The sequence below is a fragment of the Falsirhodobacter halotolerans genome, assembly GCF_022899245.1.
Lineage (GTDB): Bacteria > Pseudomonadota > Alphaproteobacteria > Rhodobacterales > Rhodobacteraceae > Falsirhodobacter > Falsirhodobacter halotolerans.
The window spans coordinates 2,405,937-2,427,255 of the sequence record NZ_JALJAZ010000001.1 but is presented as its reverse complement, the minus strand read 5'-3'; the positions used below and the strand labels follow the sequence as shown (position 1 = coordinate 2,427,255).

The following is a 21,319-nucleotide window of genomic DNA, read 5'->3' as shown; positions in this document are numbered from 1 at the left end:
CGCATGGAAGGCGCAACGGAGATTCCGATGCAGGCAGAGCTTGAATGGCGGGACGGGGCGATTCCGGTCTCCACCCGCTTTGACGATCCTTATTTTTCCCTGACGGGCGGGCTGGCGGAAACGCGGCACGTGTTTCTGGACGGCAACGACCTGCCCGCGCGGTTCCGGGACGGATTTCACGTCGCGGAACTGGGCTTCGGCACGGGCCTGAACCTGATCGCCGCGCTGATCCTGTGGCGTGCGGCGGGGATGACGACACCGCTGCGCTTCACCTCGTTCGAGGCGTTTCCGATGGCGGCCCCCGACATGGCTCGCGCTCTGGCGGCCTTCCCCGAGGTGGCGGAGGTGGCCGCGCCGATCCTGGCGCACTGGTCGGCCGGCGCCCGCCGCATCCACCTGCCCGATCTGGAGGCGGAGGTGATCGTGGGCGACGCGCGTGACACGCTGCCCGCATGGGGCGGCGCGGCGGATGCGTGGTTCCTTGACGGCTTCTCGCCCGCCAAGAACCCCGAGCTTTGGTCCGAAGACCTGATGGCCGAGGTCGGACAGCACACGGCGGCGGGCGGCACCTTCGCCACCTATACCGCCGCAGGCCATGTGCGCCGCGCGTTGGCGGCGGCGGGGTTTGCCGTCACCCGCACGGCGGGCTTCGGCCACAAACGCCACATGGCACGGGGACAGATGACATGACCGAACAGAACACCCGCCTCGGCATCCTGTTCATGGTCGCCTCCACGGTCGTGTTTTCCCTGCAGGACGCCGTGTCGCGCCATCTGGGCGAGGCGAACAACGTCTTCGTCGTGGTGATGATCCGCTATTGGTTCTTCGCGCTGTTCGTCATCGCACTGGCCCTGCGCCAGCCGGGGGGGCTGCGGCGGGTGCTGCGCCCGCGCTATCCGCTGATCCAGATCGCGCGGGGCATCCTTCTGGTGCTGGAGATCTGCGTGATGGTCGTGGCCTTCGTCAAGCTGGGGCTGGTCGCGACCCATGCGGCCTTCGCCTGCTTTCCGTTGATGGTGGCCGCGCTGTCGGGGCCGATCCTGGGCGAAAACGTCGGCTGGCGGCGCTGGACGGCGGTGGGCGTGGGGTTGGTCGGGGTCATGGTCCTGTTGCAACCGGGGGCCGGAGTGCTGTCGTTCTGGTCGGTCCTGCCCTTGTTGGCGGCGTTCCTGTTCGCGATGTATGGCCTTCTGACCCGTTATGTCGCGGCGGAAGACGGCGCTTCGGTCAGCTTTTTCTGGGCGGGCGTGTCGGGGGCGGTGACGGTGACGATCCTGGGCACCTGGTTCTGGGAACCGCTGGCCGAGGGAAGCTGGCCCTGGATGCTGACCCTGTGCGTGTCGGGCATTCTGGGCCATTGGTGCATGACCAAGGCCTATGACCATGCCGAGGCGAGCGCGATCCAGCCCTTCTCGTTCCTGCAACTGGTGTGGATCGCGATCATCGGCGTGGTGTTTCTGGGCGAACCCCTGGGCACGAACATCGTCGTCGGCGCGATCATCGTCGTGTCGGCGGGGCTGTTCACCCTGTGGCGGGCCAATGTGCGGGGGGAGAAACCTATCCCCGCAGCTCGTCCGTGACGCGGACGGGGATCGGCACCCCCGCCAGCTTCGCGCGATAGATCACCAGGGATTCGACCACCCGCATCACATAGGTGCGGGTTTCGGCGAAAGGGATATCCTCCACCCAATCCACGATATCGACATTCGGGTCGCGCGGATCGCCCAGCCGGCCGATCCAGGCGCGCGGCCGCCCCGGCCCCGCGTTGTAGGCCGAGGCGATGAGCGCGACGGACGGCCCGAACTCCTCCACCATCTGCGCCAGATACGTCGATCCCATGCGCACGTTGAACGCGGGGTCCGAGGTCAGAAGGCCGGGGGTGTAGCCGGACGCCCCCACGCTGGCCGCCACCCGCCGCCCGGTGTCGGGCATCACCTGCATCAGCCCGCGCGCGCCCGCCGGGCTGACGACGGTCGGGTTGAACTCCGATTCCCGGCGCGTGATCGCCAGGGCCAGGGCGCGCGTCACGGGCAGGCCGTCGGGCACCATCGCGGGGGTGGGATAATAGGCGGCGGGCAGCATCACACCGCGCAACGCCGCCTGCTTGGCCACGCCAAGCGCGGTGTTCGGCTCCTCGATCTCCAGCGCATAGGCGGCCATGGCGGCCAGCCCCTCGGCATCCTGCGTTTCGGCCAGATGCAGCAGGAACCGCCGCGCATCCGCCACATCGCCCGCCGCCAGCAGAAGCTGCGCCGCCGCAAAGACCGATGATTGCGTGAAGGCCGCGCCGCGCCAGTCCACCGGGGGCGTGACCGTCAGCCATTTGGGATCGGTCCGCCGCCCCAGCCGTTCGGCGGCCAGAAGCCCGTAATAGGCCGAGGATTGCAACGCCGCTTCCTCGAACGCGGCCATGGCGGCGTCGGGTTGGCCCATCGCCTCCTGCGCGCGCCCTTCCCAGTAAAAGGCGCGGGACAGGCTGATTTCCGTGCCCACCCCGTCGCCCAGATGGCGGAAATGGGCCAGCGCCGCCTCCGGGCGGTTCAGGCGACGCAGGGCGATGTGCCCGGCCAGAAACTCCAGATCGGCAAAGCTGCCGCCTTCGGTCAGGCCGTGGGCTGCGGCCAGGCGATAGGCGAGGTCGGGGTCGGTCGCCTGATATTCCCGCACCAGAAAGGCGCGATACCGCGCCCAGACGGCGGGCCGCCCCAGATCGGTCTGGGCCAGGATCAGCGCGGTCGCGTCTTCATACCGGCCCTTGCGCATCCGCCAGGCGAATCGTTCATAGGCAAGACCGGGATCGGCGGCGAGGTCGGCGGGCACCGCCTCGATCAGCGCGTCCACCCCCGCCGCATCGGTGCGCAGCGCGATCCGCGCGCGGGCCAGCGCCTGCCAGCCCGGGGTCAGGCGCGGCAGCATCTGCTGAACCTGCGCGGCCTCCCCCTCCCACAAAAGGCGGTCGGCGCGGGCGATGTCCTCGGCCGCCAGCGCGTCGGGATACATCCGGGTCAGGGTGGCCTGTTCGTCGGGCGTCAGCGTCAGGGTGCGCCAGGCGCGCAGGGCGGTGGCCTGCGCCTCCTCCAGCCGGTTCTGCGCCATCTGCGCACGGGCCAGCTCGATCGCGCCCGCCCCCGTCTGGGGGGCGAGGTTGCGGAAATAGGCGGTGATCCGCGGCGCCTGATCGGTGGTGCCGATCACACCTTCGCCCCGCCGTTGCAACAAGGGCAGGCCCGGCCAGTCGGGATGGCGCGACAGGAAGGTCTCATAGTCCAGAAGCTTGCCGTCGCCCGCGCGCAGACGCTGCCATTCGATGATGTCGCGCGCCAGTTGGCCGTCGGTCGCGGCGGTGGCCCCCGCCCAATCGCGCGCCTGCGCCAGACGCAGGGCGGATCCGAGGGATGTCGCCTCGTCCGCCATGACGGGCGGGGCAAGGAGGAGCGTGCAGAGAAGAAGGGCCGTGGATCGCATGGCGCCGACTGTGCCAAACCCCCGTCCGCGCCGCAACACACAAGCGCGACAGCACGGGCGCGACAGCTTGTTATACGGGACGGGCGGCGATATGACACGGGCATCGAATGACGGGCGAACAGCCCCATGCAGAAAGGAAGCGTGTCATGATCAAAGGGTCCATTCCCGCCCTCGTGACGCCGTTCAAGGACGGCGCACTGGATCTGGACACGCTGAAGAAGCTGGTGGACTGGCAGATCGAGGAAGGCTCCTCGGCGCTGGTGCCGGTGGGCACCACGGGCGAAAGCCCGACGCTGACCCATGACGAACACCGCACGGTGGTGGCGCGGGTCGTGGAATATGCTGCCGGACGTGTGCCGGTCATCGCCGGGGCGGGGTCCAATTCCACCGCCGAAGGGATCGGCCTTCTGCGCTTTGCGCAAGAGGCGGGGGCGGATGCGGGGCTGGTCGTCACCCCCTATTACAACAAGCCGACGCAGGCGGGGATGATCGCCCATTACACCGCGCTGCACGACGCCTGCGACCTGCCGATCATCATCTACAACATCCCGGGCCGGTCGGTCGTGGACATGACGCCGGACACGATGGGCCAGCTTGCCAAGCTGCCGCGCATCGTGGGGGTCAAGGATGCGACCGGCAAGATCGAACGCGTCAGCCAGCAGCGCGCCACCTGCGGGGCCGATTTCGTCCAGCTGTCGGGCGAGGATGCGACCGCGCTGGGCTTCAACGCGCATGGCGGGGTGGGGTGCATTTCCGTCACCGCCAACGTGGCCCCGCGCCTGTGCGCGGAATTCCAGGCCGCGACGCTGGCGGGGGATTACGCGCGGGCGCTGGAGTATCAGGACCGCCTGATGCCCCTGCATGAGGCGATCTTCCTGGAGCCGGGCCTTGCGGGCGCAAAATACGCGCTGTCGCGTCTGGGGCGCTGCACGAACGAGGTGCGTCTGCCGCTGGTGGGCGTGACGGACGGGGTGAAGGCGCGGATCGACGCGGCGATGCGCCATGCCGGTCTTCTCAACTGACCTATGGACGGGGGCGGGATCGCCCCCTATCTGAACGCGATGACCAAATCCGATCCGAACAGCAAGCTGATTTCCGAAAACCGCCGCGCGCGGTTCGATTACGCCATCGAGGATGACCTGGAGGCGGGGATCATGCTTCTGGGGTCCGAGGTGAAATCCCTGCGCCAGGGTGGGTCCAACATCGCCGACAGCTATGCCAGCGTCGAGGATGGGGAGCTGTGGCTGATCAACGGCTATATCGCGCCCTACCTTCAGGCCAAGACCTGGGGGCATGAGGAACGCCGCCGGCGCAAGCTCTTGGTGAACCGGCGCGAACTGGGCCGGTTGTGGTCGGCCACGCGGCGCGACGGCATGACGATCGTGCCGCTGAAGCTCTATTTCAATGAAAAGGGCGTGGTGAAGCTGAAGCTGGGGATCGCCAAGGGCAAGAAGCTGGCCGACAAGCGCCAAACCTCGGCCAAGCGGGATTGGGACCGCCAGAAGCAGCGCCTGCTGAAACAGGGGCACTGATGTTCGACGCCCTGCGGCCGCAAGCCCCCGACATGATCCTGCGGCTGATGCAGATGTTCCGCGACGATCCGCGCGGCGGCAAGGTCGATCTGGGGGTCGGCGTCTATCGCGATGCGACGGGCCGGACGCCGGTAATGCGCGCGGTGCGCGAGGCGGGGCGGCGGATGTGGGCGGCGGAGGAGACCAAGGTCTATACCGCGATGCCCGGCGATCCGGCCTTTCTGGACGCGATGCGGCGGCTAGTGCTGGGCCCTGATACCGGCGCGGCGATCGCCACGCCCGGCGGCACCGGCGCGCTGCGTCAGGCGTTCGAACTGATCCGCCTGGCCCGCCCCGACGCGACCATCTGGTTGCCCGATCCCACATGGCCCAACCATCCGGCGTTGATTTCGGCCGTGGGCCTGCGGCAAGCCACCTACCGTTATTTCGACACGGCGACGGGCGGGCTGGACGTGGACGGGATGATGGCGGATCTGGAGCGGGTGGCGGCGGGGGATGTCATTCTTCTGCACGGGTGCTGCCACAATCCGACGGGGGCCGACCTGCGCCCCGCCCATTGGGCGCATGTGGCGCGGATACTGGCGCATCGGGGCGCGCTGCCGCTGATCGACATGGCCTATCAGGGGTTTGGCGAGGGGGTGGAGGACGACGCCCTGCCGACCCGCCGTCTGGTGACGCAGGTGCCCGAGGCGTTGATCGCGGCCTCCTGTTCCAAGAATTTCGGCATCTATCGCGAACGGACCGGGGTGCTGATCGCGACCGGCGGCGGCGATGTGGTGCAGGACAACCTGACCGCGCTGAACCGTCTGGCCTATTCGTTCCCGCCCGACCACGGCGCGCGGCTGGTGGCGACCGTCCTGACCTCCGCCGATCTGGAGGCGGATTGGCGCGCGGAACTTGACGGCATCCGGCGCGGCATGGTGGCCCTGCGCGAGGCGCTGGCCGTGGCGCTGCGGGCCGAATGCCGGTCGGACCGCTTCGGGTTCGTGGCCGAGCATCGGGGCATGTTCTCGCGCCTCGGCCTTTCCCCTGCCGAGGTGGAGGCGCTGCGCGACCGGCATGGCATCTACATGCTGGGCGACAGCCGGATGAACGTGGCGGGCCTGACGGCGGACACGGTTCCGGTTTTGGCCCGCGCCATCGCCCAGGTCACCGCATGAAAAAGCCCCGCCGGGGGCGGGGCTTTCCGGTTCGGATGGACCGGGATCAGAGCTTGGTGAACTCGGGGTAGGCCTCGAGCCCCAGTTCGGCCTTGTCCAGACCCATCATCTCATCCTCGGCCGAGGCGCGCAGGCCCATCGTGGCCTTCAGGATCAGCCAGACGACCGCCGACACCACGAAGACGAACACGCCGACGACCACGATGCCCAGAAGCTGTGCGCCCAGCGTCGCGTCGGGGTTCGACAGAACCACGGCCAGCGTGCCCCAGATGCCGCAGACAAGGTGCACCGGAATGGCGCCGACCACGTCGTCGATCTTCATCCGGTCCAGCAGCGGCACGACCAGCACGACCAGAACGCCGCCCACGGCCCCGATCAGAAGCGCGCCGCCCAGCGTCGGGGTCAGCGGTTCGGCGGTGATGGACACAAGGCCCGCCAGCGCGCCGTTCAGCACCATCGTCAGGTCGGCCTTCTTGTACATCAGCTGCGTCAGGATCAGGGCGGCGATCGCCCCGCCGGCGGCGGCCGAATTGGTGTTGGCAAAGACGCGGCTGATGTCGGCCGCATCGCTGATCGTGCCCATCGCCAGCTGCGACGCGCCGTTGAACCCGAACCAGCCCAGCCACAGGATGAAGGTGCCCAGCGTCGCCAGCGTCAGGTTGGACCCCGGAAACGCGACAACACGACCGTTGACATATTTGCCCAGACGCGGCCCAAGGATCAGCGCGCCCGCCAGCGCGGCCCAGCCACCGACCGAATGAACGACCGTGGAGCCGGCGAAGTCGAGAAAGCCCGCCGCATCCAGGAAACCGCCGCCCCATTTCCACGACGCCTGGATCGGATAGATCAGCGCGGTCAGGATCAGGGTGAAGATCAGGAAGGGCCACAGGCGGATGCGTTCGGCCAGCGCGCCCGACACGATCGACGCGGTGGTGGCGCAGAACATCACCTGAAAGAAGAAATCCGACCCGGTGGAGGCATAGGAGTAATCGTCCACCCCGTCGGCCCCCACGCCGACCGCTTCCAGAATGGCGACGCCGAAGGCCCCCAGATAGCCGCCCGTCTCATCCGAGCCGATGGACCAGTTGCCCAAGGGATACATCAGGTTGTAGCCGATGAGGTAATACATGGTGCAGGCGAAGGAAAAGAGCGCGATGTTCTTCAGGCACTGCATCGCCACGTTCTTGGACCGCACAAGGCCCGCCTCCAGCATGGCGAAACCAGCCGCCATCCAGAACACCAGAAAGCCGCCGATCAGGAACAGCAGCGTGTTCAGGATGAAGGCGACGTCGGTGGGCACGGCGGTGGCGACGGCCTCGGTCGCCTCCACCGGGGCGTCCTGCGCCAGCGCGGGCAGGGCGGCCAGCGCCATCAGCGCGGCAAGTCCTGCGGTTTTCATGTGTTGCTTCATTGTCCCATAATCCCCAATCGCGCGATCACAACGCGTCGTCATCCGTTTCGCCGGTCCGAACACGGACGGCCTGTTCCACATCCAAGACAAAGATCTTGCCGTCGCCGATCTTGTCGGTCTTGGCCGTCTTGCCGATCGCCTCGACGACGGGTTCGGCCAGCGCGTCCGACACGACGATCTCCAGCCGCACCTTCGGCACGAAATTCACCGCGTATTCGGCCCCGCGATAGATTTCGGTATGGCCGGACTGCGATCCGAAGCCCTTGATTTCCGTTACCATCATGCCGCGGACGCCGATGGCGGTCAGGGCTTCGCGGACCTCCTCCAGCTTGAACGGCTTGATTGCTGCAATGATCAGTTTCACGTTTCGCGTCCCCTCGTCCGGTGGGCAGCCCCGTCTGGCGTGCCATGGCAGAAAGGCAGCGTTTTCGGGCATCGGGCAATGTTCCGCCGAAAGATAAGGCAGCTGAATCGTGAACCGCCGCGATTTTCACCACCAAGGCGGCGATTCGATGAAAATCACGGCGGATCAAAAACCGCCTGTCCGGCGAACGCGGCCTAAACATCGGGTGCGTTTGCCGCTATGATGGCGCGCATAAAAAGGACCGAAGGGCAGACAGGCAATGAGTGGAGCGGGAAGGCGGACCCCCTTGGTGGCGGATCGGCGATATGCGCAACCCCCCGGCAAGGGATCGGGCGGCGGACGTGGCGGCAATGGGTCCAGTGGCGGCGGGGGCAAGGGCCCCGGTCGCAAGCCCAGCCCGCGCAAACCCGCCCCGCGCAAATCCCGCAACCCGATCGTCGCCTTCGTTCTGGGGATCTTCACGCTGGTGCGCCGCGTGGTCTGGGGCATCTTCTGGCGCGCGGCCCTGGTTCTGGCGCTGGTGGTGGGGGGGGCCACGCTTTACTTCGCCTCCACCCTGCCGCAGGTGAACGAGCTTCTAGACGCGCGCGTCCGCGGCTCGGTCACGATGTTGGACGAGAACGGCGAGACCTTCGCCTGGCGGGGGGAGACCTATGGCGGCACGCTGACCTCGGACAACGCGTCCGAATATCTGCGCGAAGCGGTGGTCGCGACCGAGGATCGGCGGTTCTATCGCCATTTCGGGGTCAGCCCGCGCGGCATCGCCTCGGCCATCGCGATCAACCTGCGGGAAGGGCGCGGTCCGCTGGAGGGCAATGGCGGGTCCACCATCACCCAGCAGGTGGCCAAGCTTCTGTGCCTTGGCGTGCCCTTCGACCGTGACACATGGGACAGCGAGGCCGATTACGAGGCCGACTGCCGCCGCACAACCATCTGGCGCAAGCTGAAGGAAGTGCCCTATGCGCTGGCGATGGAGGCCAAGTATTCCAAGGCCGACATCCTGACGATCTATTTCAACCGCGTCTATCTGGGGGCCGGCGCGCGCGGGTTCGAGGCGGCGGCGCAGCGGTATTTCGGCAAATCGGCCGCCGACGTGACCCCCTCGGAAGCGGCCATGCTGGCGGGCCTTTTGCGCGCGCCCTCCTATTACGCGCCGACCAACAGTCTGGAACGGGCGACCAACCGCGCGAACCTGATCCTGGGGCTGATGCAGACCCAAGGATATCTGACCGAGGCAGAGGCGCAGCAGGCCATCGCCAATCCCGCCCGCCTGTCCGAGGCCGCGTCCAGCCGCACCGGCGGTTTCTTTGCCGACTGGGTCATGGAATCGGGTCCGCAATTCCTGACCCGCGACACGACCGAGGATGTGATCATCCACACCACGCTGGATCAGGACATCCAGCGCAAGGCCGAGGAGGCGGTCACGGCCGTCTTCCGCGAAAAGGTCAGCCCCGGATCCAAGGCGCAGACGGCGGTGGTCGTCATGTCCGCCGACGGGGCCGTGCGCGGCATGGTCGGCGGGCGCACCGTCGAACCGGCGGGCAGCTTCAACCGCGCGACGCAGGCGCTGCGCCAGACGGGATCGGCGTTCAAGCCCTTCGTCTATGCCGCCGCGATGGATGAAGGCTTCAGCCCGGCGGATTTCGTGGAGGACGTGCCCTTCACGCTGAACATTCCCGGATCGGGCCCGTGGACGCCGTCGAATTATGACCACAAGTTCCGCGGTGTCGTCACGCTGACGCAGGCGCTGGCCCAATCCCTGAACATTCCGGCCGTGCGCGTGTCCGAGGCGGTGGGGCGGCAGCGGGTGATCGACGTCGCGTCTGCCTTCGGCATCCGGTCGAACTTGGTGAACGCCCCCTCTCTGGCGCTGGGGGTGTCGGAGGCGACGCTGCTGGAAATGACGGGCGCCTATGCCGGCATTCTGAACGGCGGGACGGCGGTGCATCCCTACGGCCTTCTGGACCTGCGCCTGCGGGGCGACGACACGCCCCTGATCGGCCAATCGGGCGGCACGGGCGAACGCGTCATCTCGGACGAGGCGGCGCAGCTTCTGACCTATATGATGACGCAGGTGATCGAGACGGGAACCGGGCGGCGCGCGCAGCTTCCCGGCGGGCGCGAGGCGGCGGGCAAGTCCGGCACCACGCAGGCCGCGCGGGATGCGTGGTTCATGGGGTTCACCGCCGATTACGTCGTGGGGGTCTGGATGGGGTATGACGACAACACCCCGCTGCAGGGAACCACGGGCGGCGGTCTGCCCGCCGACATCTGGCGCGAGGTGATGGCGCGGGTGGAGGAGGGGCGTCCGATGACGCCGCTGCGCAAGATCGTGCCCGCCCCGCGCACCCCTCCGGCCGCGCCCACCAACCAGCCGGTGCAGGACGCGGCCCCCGTGGCCCCGCCCCCGCCGCCGCCGATGCAGGAGCCGAACGTGGCCGAGCGCATCCTGAACGACGTGCGCCGCGCCTTCGGCGGGTGACCGAAAAAAGCCCCGCCGATCCGGCGGGGCTTTTATGTCGGGTGGGGGGGGCAATCAGGCGCGGCGCAGCGCCTCGGTCAGCCGGTCGATGCTGCCGCCCTGCTGGTCCAGAATGGCCTGCACCTCGGTCCGTTCCGACGCCAACATGTTCACCCCTTGGATGATGATGTTGAAAAAGCGCGGGCTGCCCGAATTGGTGGACACGTGCCAGCGCACGTCGGCGGGCGAATTGCCGCGCGTGCGGGCGACCGAGACGACCTCATAGTAGCTTTTGATCGGGTTCACGCCGGTCACGTCGATCTGGCCGCCCACGAATTCGCGGAAGCGGCGGCCGTATTTGCGCGAGACATAGCCTTGATAGGCCTGGGTATAGGCCTGAAGCTGGCTGGCCGTCGCCTGCCGCGCGGCCACGCCGAGGGTGGAGCGGGCGATGGTGGGCACATCGGCATATTGCGCGAAGATGCGTTCGAAATCGCCATACATCGCCTGTTCGGACTTGCCCGAGGCGATGGTGCGGTTCACGGCGGCGACCGCCTGTTCCACGGCGGCACGGGCGGCGTCGGCACCGCCTTGGGCGAACGACATGCCGGGCAGGGCGACCAGCGCACCGCCGGCCAGCATTCCGCCCATGACCATGCGACGGTCGATGGCGGGGAAGGTCAGATCATTGGGCATTAGCGTCCTCGTAAGGGTCGATGAAGTCGGTGGGCGCGGCGGCGACCGGGGCGGGGGCCCCGTCCGTTGCGTCCGCATACGGGTCTATAAACCCGTCATCCGCCGACATGGTTCCGGCGGAACCCTGCTCCAATGTATATCTGCGGTTCTGAAGGTAGGCCAGACGGGCCTGGGCATAGCTGTCGGCGCTGTCGTACAAAAGATCGTCAATGGTCGCGTCGTAACGATAACGGTCGTCCAGGATCTCGCCCCCCTTGGCCGCCGTGGCATAGGTGCTTTCGGGCGTCTCGATCAGGAAGCGCAGCGGGTTCAGGCCGTAATCGACGATCCTGCCCCAGGTGTCGCGTTCGGTCGACGGTCCAAGGAACGGATGCTCGACATAGGCGCCTTCGCCGACGCCCCACACATACATCGTTTCACCGAAATCGGTGGAGCGGCCTTCGAGGCCGATGCGGCTGGCCGGATCCCAGATGCCCAGAAGGCCGACGGTCGTGTTGACGACAAAGCGCGCGGTGTTTTCCAGCGCGGCGCCCGGACGGCCCTGCAACACGCCGTTGATCACGTCGCCGGGCAGTTCCAGATTCTCGGCGAAGTTCGACACGCCCGTGCGCACCGGGCCGGGAACCACGGTGCCGTATCCCCGCGACGCGGGACGCAGCAGGGTGCGGTCGAAGCCCTTGTTGAACTCGTGACGCTGGCGGTTGATCTCCTCCTGCGGGTCATAGGTGCCGCTGGCTTGCGGCGCGGGACCGCAGGCGGTCAGAAGGGCCAGGGCGGACATGGCGACCACGGCGGAGACGCGTGTCCGGCCCACGCGGCGATACGTATTGTTAAGCATCATCATCTACTGATTCCCCCAAGCGACCGGCCCACGCCCGCACATACATCCCAGTGCAATATGGGGCTCGCGCGGAATTGACAATGTTTCAGGGGAACGGGGATCGCGATGACGCGCAGAAATGCCACGGTGGGGGCGCAGGAGGTGCGGTCGGTGGCCTGGGCCTCTCGTGGGGCGCTGATGGCCGTCGCGGTGTTCTCGATGGTCGTGAACCTGCTGATGCTGACCGGCCCGCTTTACATGATGCAGGTCTATGACCGCGTTCTGACCGCCCGGTCGGAGGAGACGCTGGTCGCCCTGTCGCTGCTCGCGGTGGCGCTGTTTGCGGTGATGGGCTGGCTGGATGTGCTGCGGGTGCGGATCATGGCGCGGGTGGGGGCGCGGTTTCAGGACGCGCTGGACCTGCGGGTGTTCCGCGCCGCGCTGCGCCGGTCGGCCCGCGCGCCGGACGATGTGCCCGCCCGCATGAGCCAGTCCGATCTTGAGGCGGTGCAGCGCTGTCTCGCCTCGCCCATCGTGCCCGCGCTGTTCGACCTGCCCTGGACGCCGGTCTTTGCCGGGCTGATCTTCCTGTTCCACCCCGCGCTGGGGGTTCTGGCGCTGGTGTCGGGGGCGGTGCTGATCGCGATGACGCTGCTGAACCGCCACTTGTCGCACCGCCCCCTGACCCAAGCGGGCCGCGCCGGGGCCGAGGCGGAGGGAATGGCCCACGCCCTGCGGGCCGAGGGGGAGACGGTGCGCGCCCTTGGCATGACGGGTGCGGCGTTCCGCCGCTGGTCCGTGGCGCGCCGTCAGGGCCTGGTCCACGCCCTGTCGGGGGCGGAGCGGACGGGGGCGTTCTCCTCCGCCACGCGCACCCTGCGTCTGATGATGCAATCGGCGATGCTGGGTCTGGGCGCGTGGCTGGTGCTGGAACAGGCGGTGGGGGCGGGGGTGATGATCGCCTCGTCCATCCTGCTGGGCCGCGCGCTGGCGCCGGTGGAAACGGTGATCGGGCAATGGACGCTGGTGGTGCGCGCCCGCGAAGGGGCGGACCGTCTGGCCACCCTGCTGACCGAGGTTCCGGCCGAGGCGGACCCCTTGCCCCTGCCGCGCCCCGCCGCGCATCTGCGGGTGGAGGGCATCACCCTGACCCCGCCGGGGGCGTCCCAGCCCACCCTGCGCGATCTGTCTTTCACGCTGGCACCGGGGCAGGCGCTGGGCGTCATCGGCGCCTCGGGGGCGGGGAAATCCTCGCTCGCCCGCGCGCTGGTGGGGCTGTGGGCCCCGCAGGCGGGGCAGGTGCGGCTGGACGGGGCGACGCTGGATCAATACGCCCCCGACACGCTGGGCGGTCATGTGGGCTATCTTCCCCAGCGCGTTGCGTTGTTCGACGGAACGGTGGCCGAGAATATCGCCCGTCTGGCCGAGCCGGAGGCCGACGCGGTCATCGCCGCCGCCCGCGCGGCCGCCGCGCATGAGATGATCCTGCGCCTGCCCCAAGGCTACGACACGCGGCTGAGCGCGAATGGCGGGCGGTTGTCGGGCGGCCAGATCCAGCGGATCGGCCTGGCCCGCGCGCTGTACCGCGATCCGGTGCTGCTGGTGCTGGACGAACCCAACGCCAATCTGGACGCCGAGGGGACCGAGGCGCTGAACGCCGCCGTGCGCGCGGCCAAGGCGCGGGGCTGCGCGGTCGTGGTCATCGCCCACCGCCCCGCCGCCATTCAGGATTGCGATCTGCTGATGGTGATGGAGGACGGGGCCAGCCGCGCCTTCGGCCCGCGCGCCGACATCCTGCGCCGCATGGTCCGCAACCATACCGAAATCGTCCGCGCGGCGGAGGAGGTCGCATGATCGCCCCGATGCGCGGCCTGATCCTGGGTGGGGTGTTGGCCATCGGCCTTCTGGTCGCGGGCATGGGGGGGTGGGGTGCCATGACCCGGATCGACGGGGCGGTCGTGGTGCCCGCGCAGGTGCAGGTGCAGATGCTGCGGCAGGTGGTGCAGGCCGCCGATGACGGCGTGGTCGCCGATGTGCTGGTGGCCGAAGGGCAGGCCGTGGCGCGGGGCGATCTTCTGCTGCGGTTGGACGGGGGCGAATTGCGCTCGGAACTGACCATCGTGGAAGGGCAACTGTATGAGATCATCGCCCGTGCCAGCCGGTTGGAGGCGGAACGCGACGGCGCCGAGGCCATCGCCTTTCCCCCCGACCTGACGCAGGCCGCAACGACCAACGCGCAGGTGGGCCGCCAGATGCGGGGGCAGGTCCGTCTGTTCGTGGCCCGCCGCGACACGTTCGCCCGCCAGTTGGACCAGCTTCGCCGCCGTCAGGCCCAGATCGGCAGCCAGATCGACGGGATCGACGCGCAAAGCCGCGCGGTCGCGACCCAGCTGGATCTGATCCGCCGCGAACTGACCGATCAGCGCCACCTTCTGGAACAGGGTCTGACCCAGGTCAGCCGCGTGCTGGCGCTGGAGCGGGAACAGGCGCGTCTGGACGGCGAGATGGGGTCGCTGGCGGCACAGAAGGCCGAGGCGCAGGGCCGCGTGACCGAAGTCGCGATGGAGGAGTTGCGCCTGACCTCCGAACGGCGGGAGGAGGCGATCACCCAGATGCGCGATTTCGCCTATCAGCGGATGGAGCTGAGCGAGCGGCAGCGCGCGCTTCTGGCCCGGATCGACCGGCTGGACATCCGCGCGCCGGGGGCGGGCGTGGTGCTGGCGATGGCGGTGACCGCGCCGCAGGCCGTGGTCCGTGCGGGCGAGGTGGTGATGCACCTCATCCCCCAGGAGCGCCCCCGCCTGCTGGAGGCGCGGATCCCCCCCCTGCATATCGACGAGGTGCGGGCGGGTCAGCCGGTGCGCGTCGTGCTGTCGGCCTTGCGCGATCCGATGTCGAAAGAGGCGGAGGGCGTCGTCGTCTCGGTCTCCGCCGACACGCTGCGCGAGGAGGGGGGCGTGCCCTATTACCGCGCCGAACTGCGTCTGGACGAGGCGGGCCTTCCGCCCGAAGGACTGATCCCCGGTATGCCGGCCGAGGCGTTCATCCGCACGGGAAGCCGGTCGCCCTTCGCCTATCTCTTGCAACCGCTGACGGGGTATTTCGACCGGGCCATGCGCGAAAGCTGAGGGTTGAAGGCCCGCGTTCCGCCCGCTACCGTCGCGACAAATCGACATGAGGAACATCGCGATGACCGCCTATGACACCCGCCTGACCGAACTGGGCCTGACCCTGCCCGAAGCCTCGGCCCCCGTGGCCAACTATGTGCCTTATGTGCAGGTGGGCGCGCTGGTCCACGTTTCGGGTCAGGTGGCGCGCAAGGACGGCCAGCCGCTGGTGGGCAAGCTGGGCGCGGACATGGATGTGGCGGCGGGCAAGACCGCGGCGGAAAGCTGCGCGCTGGGCCTGATCGCGCAGGCGAAAGCGGCCTGCGGCGGCGATCTGTCCCGGATCAAGCGGGTGGTCAAGCTGACGGGCTTCGTCAACTCCACCCCCGACTTCACCGATCAGCCCGCCGTCATCAACGGCGCGTCGGACCTGCTGGTCGCGGTGTTCGGCGATGCCGGACGGCACGCGCGCTCCGCGGTTTCGGCGGCCAGCCTGCCCATGGGCGTCGCGGTGGAGATCGAGGGCATCTTCGAGATCGTCTGATGCGCATCCCGCTGCCGCCCGCCTTTCTGGACCGCCCCATCGCCCATCGCGCCTTGCACGACATCGCGGCGGGGCGGCCTGAAAACTCGCGGGCGGCGGCGCGCGCCGCCATCGCGGGCGGGTTCGGGATCGAGATCGACCTGCACCTGTCGCGCGACGGGGTGGCCATGGTGTTTCACGACGACGATCTGGACCGCCTGACCGGGGCGACCGGCCCCCTGTCCGCCCGCACGGCGGCGGAGTTGGGTTCCATCCCCCTGCGCCACGGCGACGAAGGAATCCCGACCTTCGCCGAGATGCTGGCCCTGGTGGCGGGGCAGGTGCCCTTGCTGGTGGAAATCAAGGCGCAGGCCCCCGCCGACGGGCGTCTGGAACAGGCGGTGGCGGCGGCGCTGGAGGGGTATTCCGGCCCCGTGGCCGTCATGTCCTTCGAACCGGCCAGCATGGCCCATATGGCGCGCCACGCCCCGCATGTTCCGCGCGGGCTGACGACCTGCGCCTATGCCTATGACGAGTGGCCGGAGCTGAGCCACGCCGAATGCGACACGCGGCGCGAGATCCCGGATTACGACGCGGTGGCCGCCAGCTTCCTGTCGCATGAGGCCGCCGATCTGGCCCGTGGCCGGGTGAGCGAGCTGCAATCCGAAGGTGCGGCGCTTTTGTGCTGGACCATCCGCTCCGCCGAGGCCGAGGCTGAGGCCCGCCGGATTGCCGGAAATGTGACGTTCGAGGGCTACCTTCCCGCGCCCGCCGCGCCACACTAGGGGGATGAGACAGGACATCGACGTAACCGCCCACGACGCCGTCGCCGCACTGGATGCGGCGGAATGGGACGGATTGGCCAATCCCGGCGGCGGACGTCCGGTCGATCCCTTCACCACGCATCGGTTCCTCGCTGCGCTGGAGATGTCGGGATCGGTGGGGGGGGCGTCGGGCTGGCAGCCGCACCCGCTGGTCGCGCGGCTGGCGGGGCGGGCGATCGCCGCCGCCCCCCTCTATGTCAAATCCCACAGCCAGGGCGAATACATCTTCGATTTCGCCTGGGCCGATGCCTTTGAACGGGCGGGGGGCGACTATTACCCCAAGCTGCAGATCGCCGTGCCCTTCACCCCCGCCACCGGTCGCCGGTTCCTGACCGCCGAGGGGCTGGAGGATGTGGGCCGCTCCGCGTTGATGCAGGGCGCGCTGGCCTTGGCGGAACGCAACGACCTCTCCTCCGTCCACGCCACGTTCTGCACGGCAACGGAGGCGGCGGCGGGCGCGGCGGTGGGGTTTCTGCCGCGATCCAGCCAACAGTTTCACTGGCACAATCGCGGCTATGCCGATTTCGAGGCGTTTCTGGCCGATCTGTCCTCGCGCAAACGCAAGATGATCCGCAAAGAGCGCGAGGCGGCACAAGGCTTCGGCGGCACGATCCACGTCCTGACGGGGTCCGACCTGCGGCCCGATCATTGGGACGCCTTCTGGCGCTTCTATCAGGATACGGGCGCGCGGAAATGGGGGCGGCCCTATCTGACGCGGGCGTTCTTCACCGAGATCCACCGCACCATGGCGGACGACATCCTGCTGGTGATGGCCGAGCGTGAGGGGCACTGGATCGCGGGGGCGCTGAATTTCATCGGGCGCGACACGCTGTTCGGTCGCTATTGGGGCAGTTCGGAGCACCATCCGTTTTTGCATTTCGAACTGTGCTATTATCAGGCGATGGACTGGGCGATCGCGCAGGGGCTGGCGCGCGTGGAGGCGGGGGCGCAGGGCGAACACAAGCTCGCGCGCGGCTATCTGCCCGCCGAGACGCATTCGCTGCACTGGATCGCCAATCCCGGATTCCGCCGCGCGGTGGCCCAGTTTCTGGACGCCGAGCGCGCGGCGGTGGATGAGGAGATGGAGGTGCTGACCTCCTACGGCCCCTTCCGCAAAGGCGGGGCCGAGGAGGAAGGGATCTAGCCGATCGCGGCCAGCATCGCGTCCGCGCCCGACATCTCGCAGCCCTTGCCTTCTTCGGGGTGCCAGACGCGCACCTCGCCATCGACGGCATGAAGGGCATAGCGGCGCGACCGCCCCATCAGGCCCGCCGCGTCGTAATCGACCGACATGCCGATCGCCTGGGCCAATTCGCCCTTGGGGTCGGACAGGACGGTGATGCCGGCGGCCCCCGCGCCCGTCGCCTCGTCCCATGCCTTCATCACGAAGGGGTCGTTGACGGCGGTGCAGATCACCTCGTCCACGCCCTTGGCGCGGAGGGCGTCGGCCAGACGGACGAAGCCCGGCATATGCGCCGAATGACAGGTGGGTGTGAAGGCCCCCGGCACGGCAAAGATCACGACGCTTCGCCCGTTCAGGCGGGTGGCCAGATCGACCTCCTCAACCCCATCCGCGCCGATGCGCATCAGCGTGGCCCCCGGCAGGCGATCCCCTTTTGCGATGGTCATAAGTTCCCCATTGGTTGCGTTTTCCCGTGGCACGGATATAGGCTCCGCCGCGCGGGACGGGAATGGTGAATATGGCGGGCATCGTGGTGATCGGGGCGGGGCAGGCGGGCGTGGCACTGGCCGCGCGTCTGCGGGCGATGGGCTGCACGGACCCCATCGCGCTGGTGGGGGAGGAGACGGTCCCCCCCTATCAGCGCCCGCCGCTGTCCAAAGGTTATCTGCTGGGCGATATGGGCGTGGACCGCCTGACCCTGCGTGCCGACGGTTTCTATGCCGATCAGGGGATCGACCTGCATCTGGGTCAGCCGGTCACGGCGATCGACCCCGCGGCGCGGACCGTCACGCTGGGCGATCGGACGCTCAGCTATGACAAGCTTGCGCTGACCACGGGGTCCATCGCCCGCCGCCTGCCCCCGGCGATGGGGGGCAATTTGGCGGGCGTCCATGCGGTGCGGACGCTGGCCGATGTGGACGCGATGCGCCCCGAGGTTGTGGCGGGCCGGCGTCTTGTGGTGATCGGCGGCGGCTATATCGGGTTGGAGGCGGCGGCGGTCGCGGCCAAGCTGGGGTTGGACGTCACGGTGATCGAGGCCGCGCCCCGCATCCTTGCCCGCGTGGCAAGCGCGGAGGCGGCGGCGTTCTTCCGCAATCTTCACACAGGCCACGGGGTGACGGTGCTGGAGGGGACCGGCCTTGCGCGGTTGCTGGGCGACACGCGCGTGACGGGGGCCGAACTGACCGACGGGCGGGTCATTCCGGCGGATCTCGTCATCGCAGGCATCGGCATCGCGCCCGCGACGGGTCTGGCCGAGGCGGTGGGGCTGGTGCTGGACAACGGCATCGCGGTGGATGCGCGGGGGCGCAGCTCGGACCCGGCGATCTGGGCGGCGGGGGATTGCGCGTCCTTTCCCGTGGCGGGGGGGCGGATGCGGCTGGAATCGGTGCAGAACGCCATCGAGCAGGCCGAGGCCGTCGCCGCCGACATGTTGGGGCAGGGCAAGGATTACGCGCCGATGCCGTGGTTCTGGTCCGACCAGTATGACGTGAAGTTGCAGATCGCGGGCTTGGGCGCCGGGGCGGACCATGTGGTGACGCGGCAGGACAGCGGCACCTCGTTCTGGTCATTCGCGGGCGATCGGCTGCTGGCGGTGGAGGCGGCGAACGACCCCCGTGCCTTCATGGTGGGCAAGCGCCTGCTGGAAGCGGGGCGCACCCCCACCCCCCACGCGGTCGCCACCGCCGCCGCCGTGAAGGATCTGCTATGAGGATCGTGGGCGGCCGCCTGCGCGGCACGCGTCTGGCCGAGGTGGGGGCGGGCGATCCGGCGGCGCATCTGCGCCCCACCTCCGACCGGGTGCGCGAGGCGATCTTCAACCTGCTGATCAATGGCGGCTATGGCGCGCCCTTGGCCGATGCGCGGGTGCTGGACCTGTTCGCGGGCACGGGCGCCTTGGGGCTGGAGGCGATCAGCCGTGGCGCGGCCCGTGCGACCTTTGTCGATGACGGCACCGCCGCGCGGACGCTGCTGCGCCGGAACATCGACCTGACGCGGACCGCAGACACCACCGAGATCATCCGCCGCGATGCCACCCGGCTGGGGGATGTGCGGGGCGCGGCCTACGATCTGGTGTTTCTTGATCCGCCCTATGCGCGGGGCTTGGGGGAACGGGCGCTGGCCTCTGCCGTGGCGGGCGGCTGGCTGACCGACGACGCCCTGATCCTGTGGGAGGAGGGGACGCCCCCCGTCATCCCGCAGGGGTTCGACCAGCTGGATCAGCGGCGCTATGGTGAGACGCTGGTCACCATCCTGCGAAAGGGCGCGGCATGATTGCGGCGGTCATCTTCGATTGCGACGGGGTGCTGGTGGACAGCGAAGGCCCGACGCTGGCCATGCTGAAGCAGGATCTGGCCCTTCATGGCCTGCCGGTGGACGATGCGATGATGGAGCGGTTGTTTCTGGGCACGACCATGCCGCTGATCTTTCGCTCGGCACGGCAATTGGGGGCCGATCTGCCGGATGGGTGGGTCGGCGATTTCTATGAGCGGCTTTATGCCCTGCTGCGGGGGCACACGCCGCTGATCTCCGGCATCCCCGCGCTGCTGGACCGGCTGGACGCGGCGGGCCTTCCCTATGCCGTCGGGTCGAACGGCACGACAGAGAAGATGGGGATCACGCTGGGCCAGCATCCGGACGTCTATCGCCGGTTGAAGAGGCGGCTGTTCTCGGGGCAGGAGCTGAACATGCCGAAGCCCGATCCGGGGCTTTACCGTCATATCGCGCAGTTTCTGGGCGTCGATCCGGCGCATTGCGCGGTGATCGAGGACAGCGTTCCGGGCGCCCGCGCCGCGCGGCTGGCGGGCATGACCTGCTTTGGCTACGCCCCCCACGGCCCGCATCCGGCGCTGGAGGCCGAGGGGGCGAGGCTGTTCACGCATATGGGCGAACTGCCCGCGCTTCTTGGCCTTCAGTAGGTCGGGTGGAACAGGCCGCCGGGGGAGGTGGTGAAGATCTCGCACCCGTCGGCCGTCACGCCGACCGAATGTTCGAACTGGGCCGACAGGGATTTGTCCCGCGTTACGGCCGTCCAGTCATCGGCCAGAACCTTGGTTTCCGGGCGGCCGAGGTTCACCATCGGTTCGATCGTGAAGAACATGCCTTCCTCCAGCACCGCACCGCTGCCCGCGCGCCCGTAATGCAGCACGTTCGGCGGCGCGTGGAACACGCGGCCGAGGCCATGGCCGCAGAAATCGCGCACCACCGACATGCGGTGGCCTTCGGCGAAGGCCTGGATGACGTGCCCGATGTCTCCGAAGGTGTTGCCGGGACGCACGGCCTCGATCCCCACCATCAGCGCGTCATGCGTCACCTCGATCAGGCGCGCGGCCTTGCGGTTCGGTTGGCCCGCGACATACATCCGGCTGCTGTCGCCGAACCAGCCGTCCACGATCACCGTCACGTCGATGTTCAGGATGTCGCCATCCTTCAGCACCTTCGGCCCCGGAATCCCGTGGCAGACGACGTGGTTGATCGAAATGCACGACGCGTGGCGATAGCCTTTGTAGCCGATGGTGGCCGAGGTCACGCCCATCGCCTTGATCTCCGCCTCGATGAAGGCGTCGATGGCTTCGGTCGTGACGCCCGGGGCCACTTGGCGCGCCACGGCGTCCAGGATCGCCGCCGTCGCCTGCCCGGCACGGCGCATTCCGTCGAAATCGGCGGGTTCATAGAGGCGGATGCCCTCGCGGGTCACGCGGCCACGGCTGTCTTCCAACGGATCGTCCTTTCCTGTCCGGTCACGGATATAATCGCCGGGGCGGCAAAACGCC

The 21,319-nt window shown here is 68.6% G+C and carries 21 protein-coding genes; 14 read left to right on the top strand and 7 right to left on the bottom strand.

Features of this window, described 5'->3' with window-relative positions; genetic code table 11:
- Window positions 1-3: 3 nt before the first annotated feature.
- Together mnmC2 and MU449_RS12630 are read left to right on the top strand one after the other, a co-directional pair.
- Window positions 4-690 (top strand): tRNA (5-methylaminomethyl-2-thiouridine)(34)-methyltransferase MnmC2, encoded by a 687-nt coding sequence (mnmC2, locus tag MU449_RS12635; protein ID WP_425310501.1) that lies wholly within the window; start codon window positions 4-6, stop codon window positions 688-690.
- Window positions 687-1,580, top strand: a complete 894-nt coding sequence (locus MU449_RS12630) for a DMT family transporter (protein WP_244738593.1) — start codon at window positions 687-689, stop codon at window positions 1,578-1,580. The genes mnmC2 and MU449_RS12630 overlap by 4 nt, the downstream gene beginning before the upstream one ends.
- On the opposite strand, the gene MU449_RS12625 is transcribed toward MU449_RS12630, so the two are convergent.
- On the bottom strand, window positions 1,558-3,465 hold the full coding sequence (locus MU449_RS12625; protein WP_244738591.1) for a lytic transglycosylase domain-containing protein: 1,908 nt from the start codon (window positions 3,463-3,465) through the stop codon (window positions 1,558-1,560). The two genes, MU449_RS12630 and MU449_RS12625, sit on opposite strands and share 23 nt — an antisense overlap.
- Window positions 3,466-3,611: 146 nt before the next feature.
- Between MU449_RS12625 and dapA the strand changes: the two genes are divergently transcribed.
- Genes dapA through MU449_RS12610 form a run of 3 tightly spaced genes read left to right on the top strand, consistent with a single transcriptional unit; the run spans window position 3,612 to window position 6,157 of the window.
- A complete protein-coding gene (gene dapA / locus MU449_RS12620) occupies window positions 3,612-4,487 on the top strand; it encodes a 4-hydroxy-tetrahydrodipicolinate synthase (protein ID WP_244738590.1) in 876 nt (291 codons plus the stop codon).
- Between the two features lie 39 nt (window positions 4,488-4,526).
- Window positions 4,527-4,997 (top strand): SsrA-binding protein SmpB, encoded by a 471-nt coding sequence (gene smpB / locus MU449_RS12615; protein ID WP_244738589.1) that lies wholly within the window; start codon window positions 4,527-4,529, stop codon window positions 4,995-4,997.
- Window positions 4,997-6,157, top strand: a complete 1,161-nt coding sequence (locus MU449_RS12610; RefSeq protein ID WP_244738588.1) for an amino acid aminotransferase — start codon at window positions 4,997-4,999, stop codon at window positions 6,155-6,157. The genes smpB and MU449_RS12610 overlap by 1 nt, the downstream gene beginning before the upstream one ends.
- A 46-nt stretch (window positions 6,158-6,203) precedes the next feature.
- Here MU449_RS12610 and MU449_RS12605 read toward each other — a convergent pair whose 3' ends face one another.
- Both MU449_RS12605 and MU449_RS12600 read right to left on the bottom strand, forming a co-directional pair.
- Complete coding sequence (locus tag MU449_RS12605; protein WP_244738587.1) at window positions 6,204-7,556, bottom strand: ammonium transporter family protein; 1,353 nt, start codon at window positions 7,554-7,556, stop codon at window positions 6,204-6,206.
- A 37-nt stretch (window positions 7,557-7,593) separates the two neighbouring features.
- Window positions 7,594-7,932, bottom strand: coding sequence for a P-II family nitrogen regulator (locus MU449_RS12600; protein ID WP_244738585.1), 339 nt, complete (start codon window positions 7,930-7,932; stop codon window positions 7,594-7,596).
- A gap of 259 nt (window positions 7,933-8,191) precedes the next feature.
- Between MU449_RS12600 and MU449_RS12595 the strand changes: the two genes are divergently transcribed.
- Window positions 8,192-10,414 (top strand): transglycosylase domain-containing protein, encoded by a 2,223-nt coding sequence (locus MU449_RS12595; protein ID WP_244738583.1) that lies wholly within the window; start codon window positions 8,192-8,194, stop codon window positions 10,412-10,414.
- A 54-nt stretch (window positions 10,415-10,468) separates the two neighbouring features.
- Here the strand turns inward: MU449_RS12595 and MU449_RS12590 are convergent, their stop codons facing one another.
- Together MU449_RS12590 and MU449_RS12585 are read right to left on the bottom strand one after the other, a co-directional pair.
- A complete protein-coding gene (locus MU449_RS12590; RefSeq protein WP_244738581.1) occupies window positions 10,469-11,089 on the bottom strand; it encodes an MlaC/ttg2D family ABC transporter substrate-binding protein in 621 nt (206 codons plus the stop codon).
- A complete protein-coding gene (locus MU449_RS12585; RefSeq protein WP_244738580.1) occupies window positions 11,079-11,933 on the bottom strand; it encodes an MlaA family lipoprotein in 855 nt (284 codons plus the stop codon). Before MU449_RS12585 ends, MU449_RS12590 begins: the two co-directional genes overlap by 11 nt.
- A gap of 102 nt (window positions 11,934-12,035) precedes the next feature.
- Between MU449_RS12585 and MU449_RS12580 the strand changes: the two genes are divergently transcribed.
- The 5 genes from MU449_RS12580 to MU449_RS12560 all read left to right on the top strand — a co-directional run bounded on the left by MU449_RS12580 (window position 12,036) and on the right by MU449_RS12560 (window position 17,507).
- The gene (locus tag MU449_RS12580; protein ID WP_244738579.1) at window positions 12,036-13,763 is read left to right on the top strand and encodes a type I secretion system permease/ATPase; all 1,728 of its coding nucleotides are present in this window, start codon (window positions 12,036-12,038) and stop codon (window positions 13,761-13,763) included.
- Complete coding sequence (locus tag MU449_RS12575; RefSeq protein WP_244738578.1) at window positions 13,760-15,037, top strand: HlyD family type I secretion periplasmic adaptor subunit; 1,278 nt, start codon at window positions 13,760-13,762, stop codon at window positions 15,035-15,037. Before MU449_RS12580 ends, MU449_RS12575 begins: the two co-directional genes overlap by 4 nt.
- A 61-nt stretch (window positions 15,038-15,098) precedes the next feature.
- Window positions 15,099-15,560: a RidA family protein gene (locus MU449_RS12570; protein ID WP_244738577.1), complete on the top strand. Its 462-nt coding sequence runs from the start codon at window positions 15,099-15,101 to the stop codon at window positions 15,558-15,560.
- The gene (locus MU449_RS12565; RefSeq protein WP_244738576.1) at window positions 15,560-16,324 is read left to right on the top strand and encodes a glycerophosphodiester phosphodiesterase family protein; all 765 of its coding nucleotides are present in this window, start codon (window positions 15,560-15,562) and stop codon (window positions 16,322-16,324) included. Before MU449_RS12570 ends, MU449_RS12565 begins: the two co-directional genes overlap by 1 nt.
- Before the next feature lie 4 nt (window positions 16,325-16,328).
- Window positions 16,329-17,507 (top strand): GNAT family N-acetyltransferase, encoded by a 1,179-nt coding sequence (locus tag MU449_RS12560; protein ID WP_244738575.1) that lies wholly within the window; start codon window positions 16,329-16,331, stop codon window positions 17,505-17,507.
- On the opposite strand, the gene MU449_RS12555 is transcribed toward MU449_RS12560, so the two are convergent.
- Complete coding sequence (locus MU449_RS12555) at window positions 17,504-17,992, bottom strand: peroxiredoxin (protein WP_244738574.1); 489 nt, start codon at window positions 17,990-17,992, stop codon at window positions 17,504-17,506. The genes MU449_RS12560 and MU449_RS12555 overlap by 4 nt on opposite strands.
- A 71-nt stretch (window positions 17,993-18,063) precedes the next feature.
- Between MU449_RS12555 and MU449_RS12550 the strand changes: the two genes are divergently transcribed.
- The 3 genes from MU449_RS12550 to MU449_RS12540 are packed head-to-tail and all read left to right on the top strand — an operon-like array spanning window position 18,064 to window position 20,464.
- Window positions 18,064-19,257 (top strand): NAD(P)/FAD-dependent oxidoreductase, encoded by a 1,194-nt coding sequence (locus tag MU449_RS12550; RefSeq protein WP_244739072.1) that lies wholly within the window; start codon window positions 18,064-18,066, stop codon window positions 19,255-19,257.
- Entirely contained in the window at window positions 19,254-19,820 is a 567-nt protein-coding gene (gene rsmD / locus MU449_RS12545; RefSeq protein WP_244738573.1) for a 16S rRNA (guanine(966)-N(2))-methyltransferase RsmD, read from the top strand. Before MU449_RS12550 ends, rsmD begins: the two co-directional genes overlap by 4 nt.
- Window positions 19,817-20,464 (top strand): HAD family hydrolase, encoded by a 648-nt coding sequence (locus tag MU449_RS12540; protein WP_244738572.1) that lies wholly within the window; start codon window positions 19,817-19,819, stop codon window positions 20,462-20,464. Before rsmD ends, MU449_RS12540 begins: the two co-directional genes overlap by 4 nt.
- Here the strand turns inward: MU449_RS12540 and map are convergent.
- Window positions 20,458-21,264, bottom strand: a complete 807-nt coding sequence (gene map, locus MU449_RS12535) for a type I methionyl aminopeptidase (RefSeq protein WP_244738570.1) — start codon at window positions 21,262-21,264, stop codon at window positions 20,458-20,460. The genes MU449_RS12540 and map overlap by 7 nt on opposite strands.
- Window positions 21,265-21,319 lie beyond the last annotated feature (55 nt).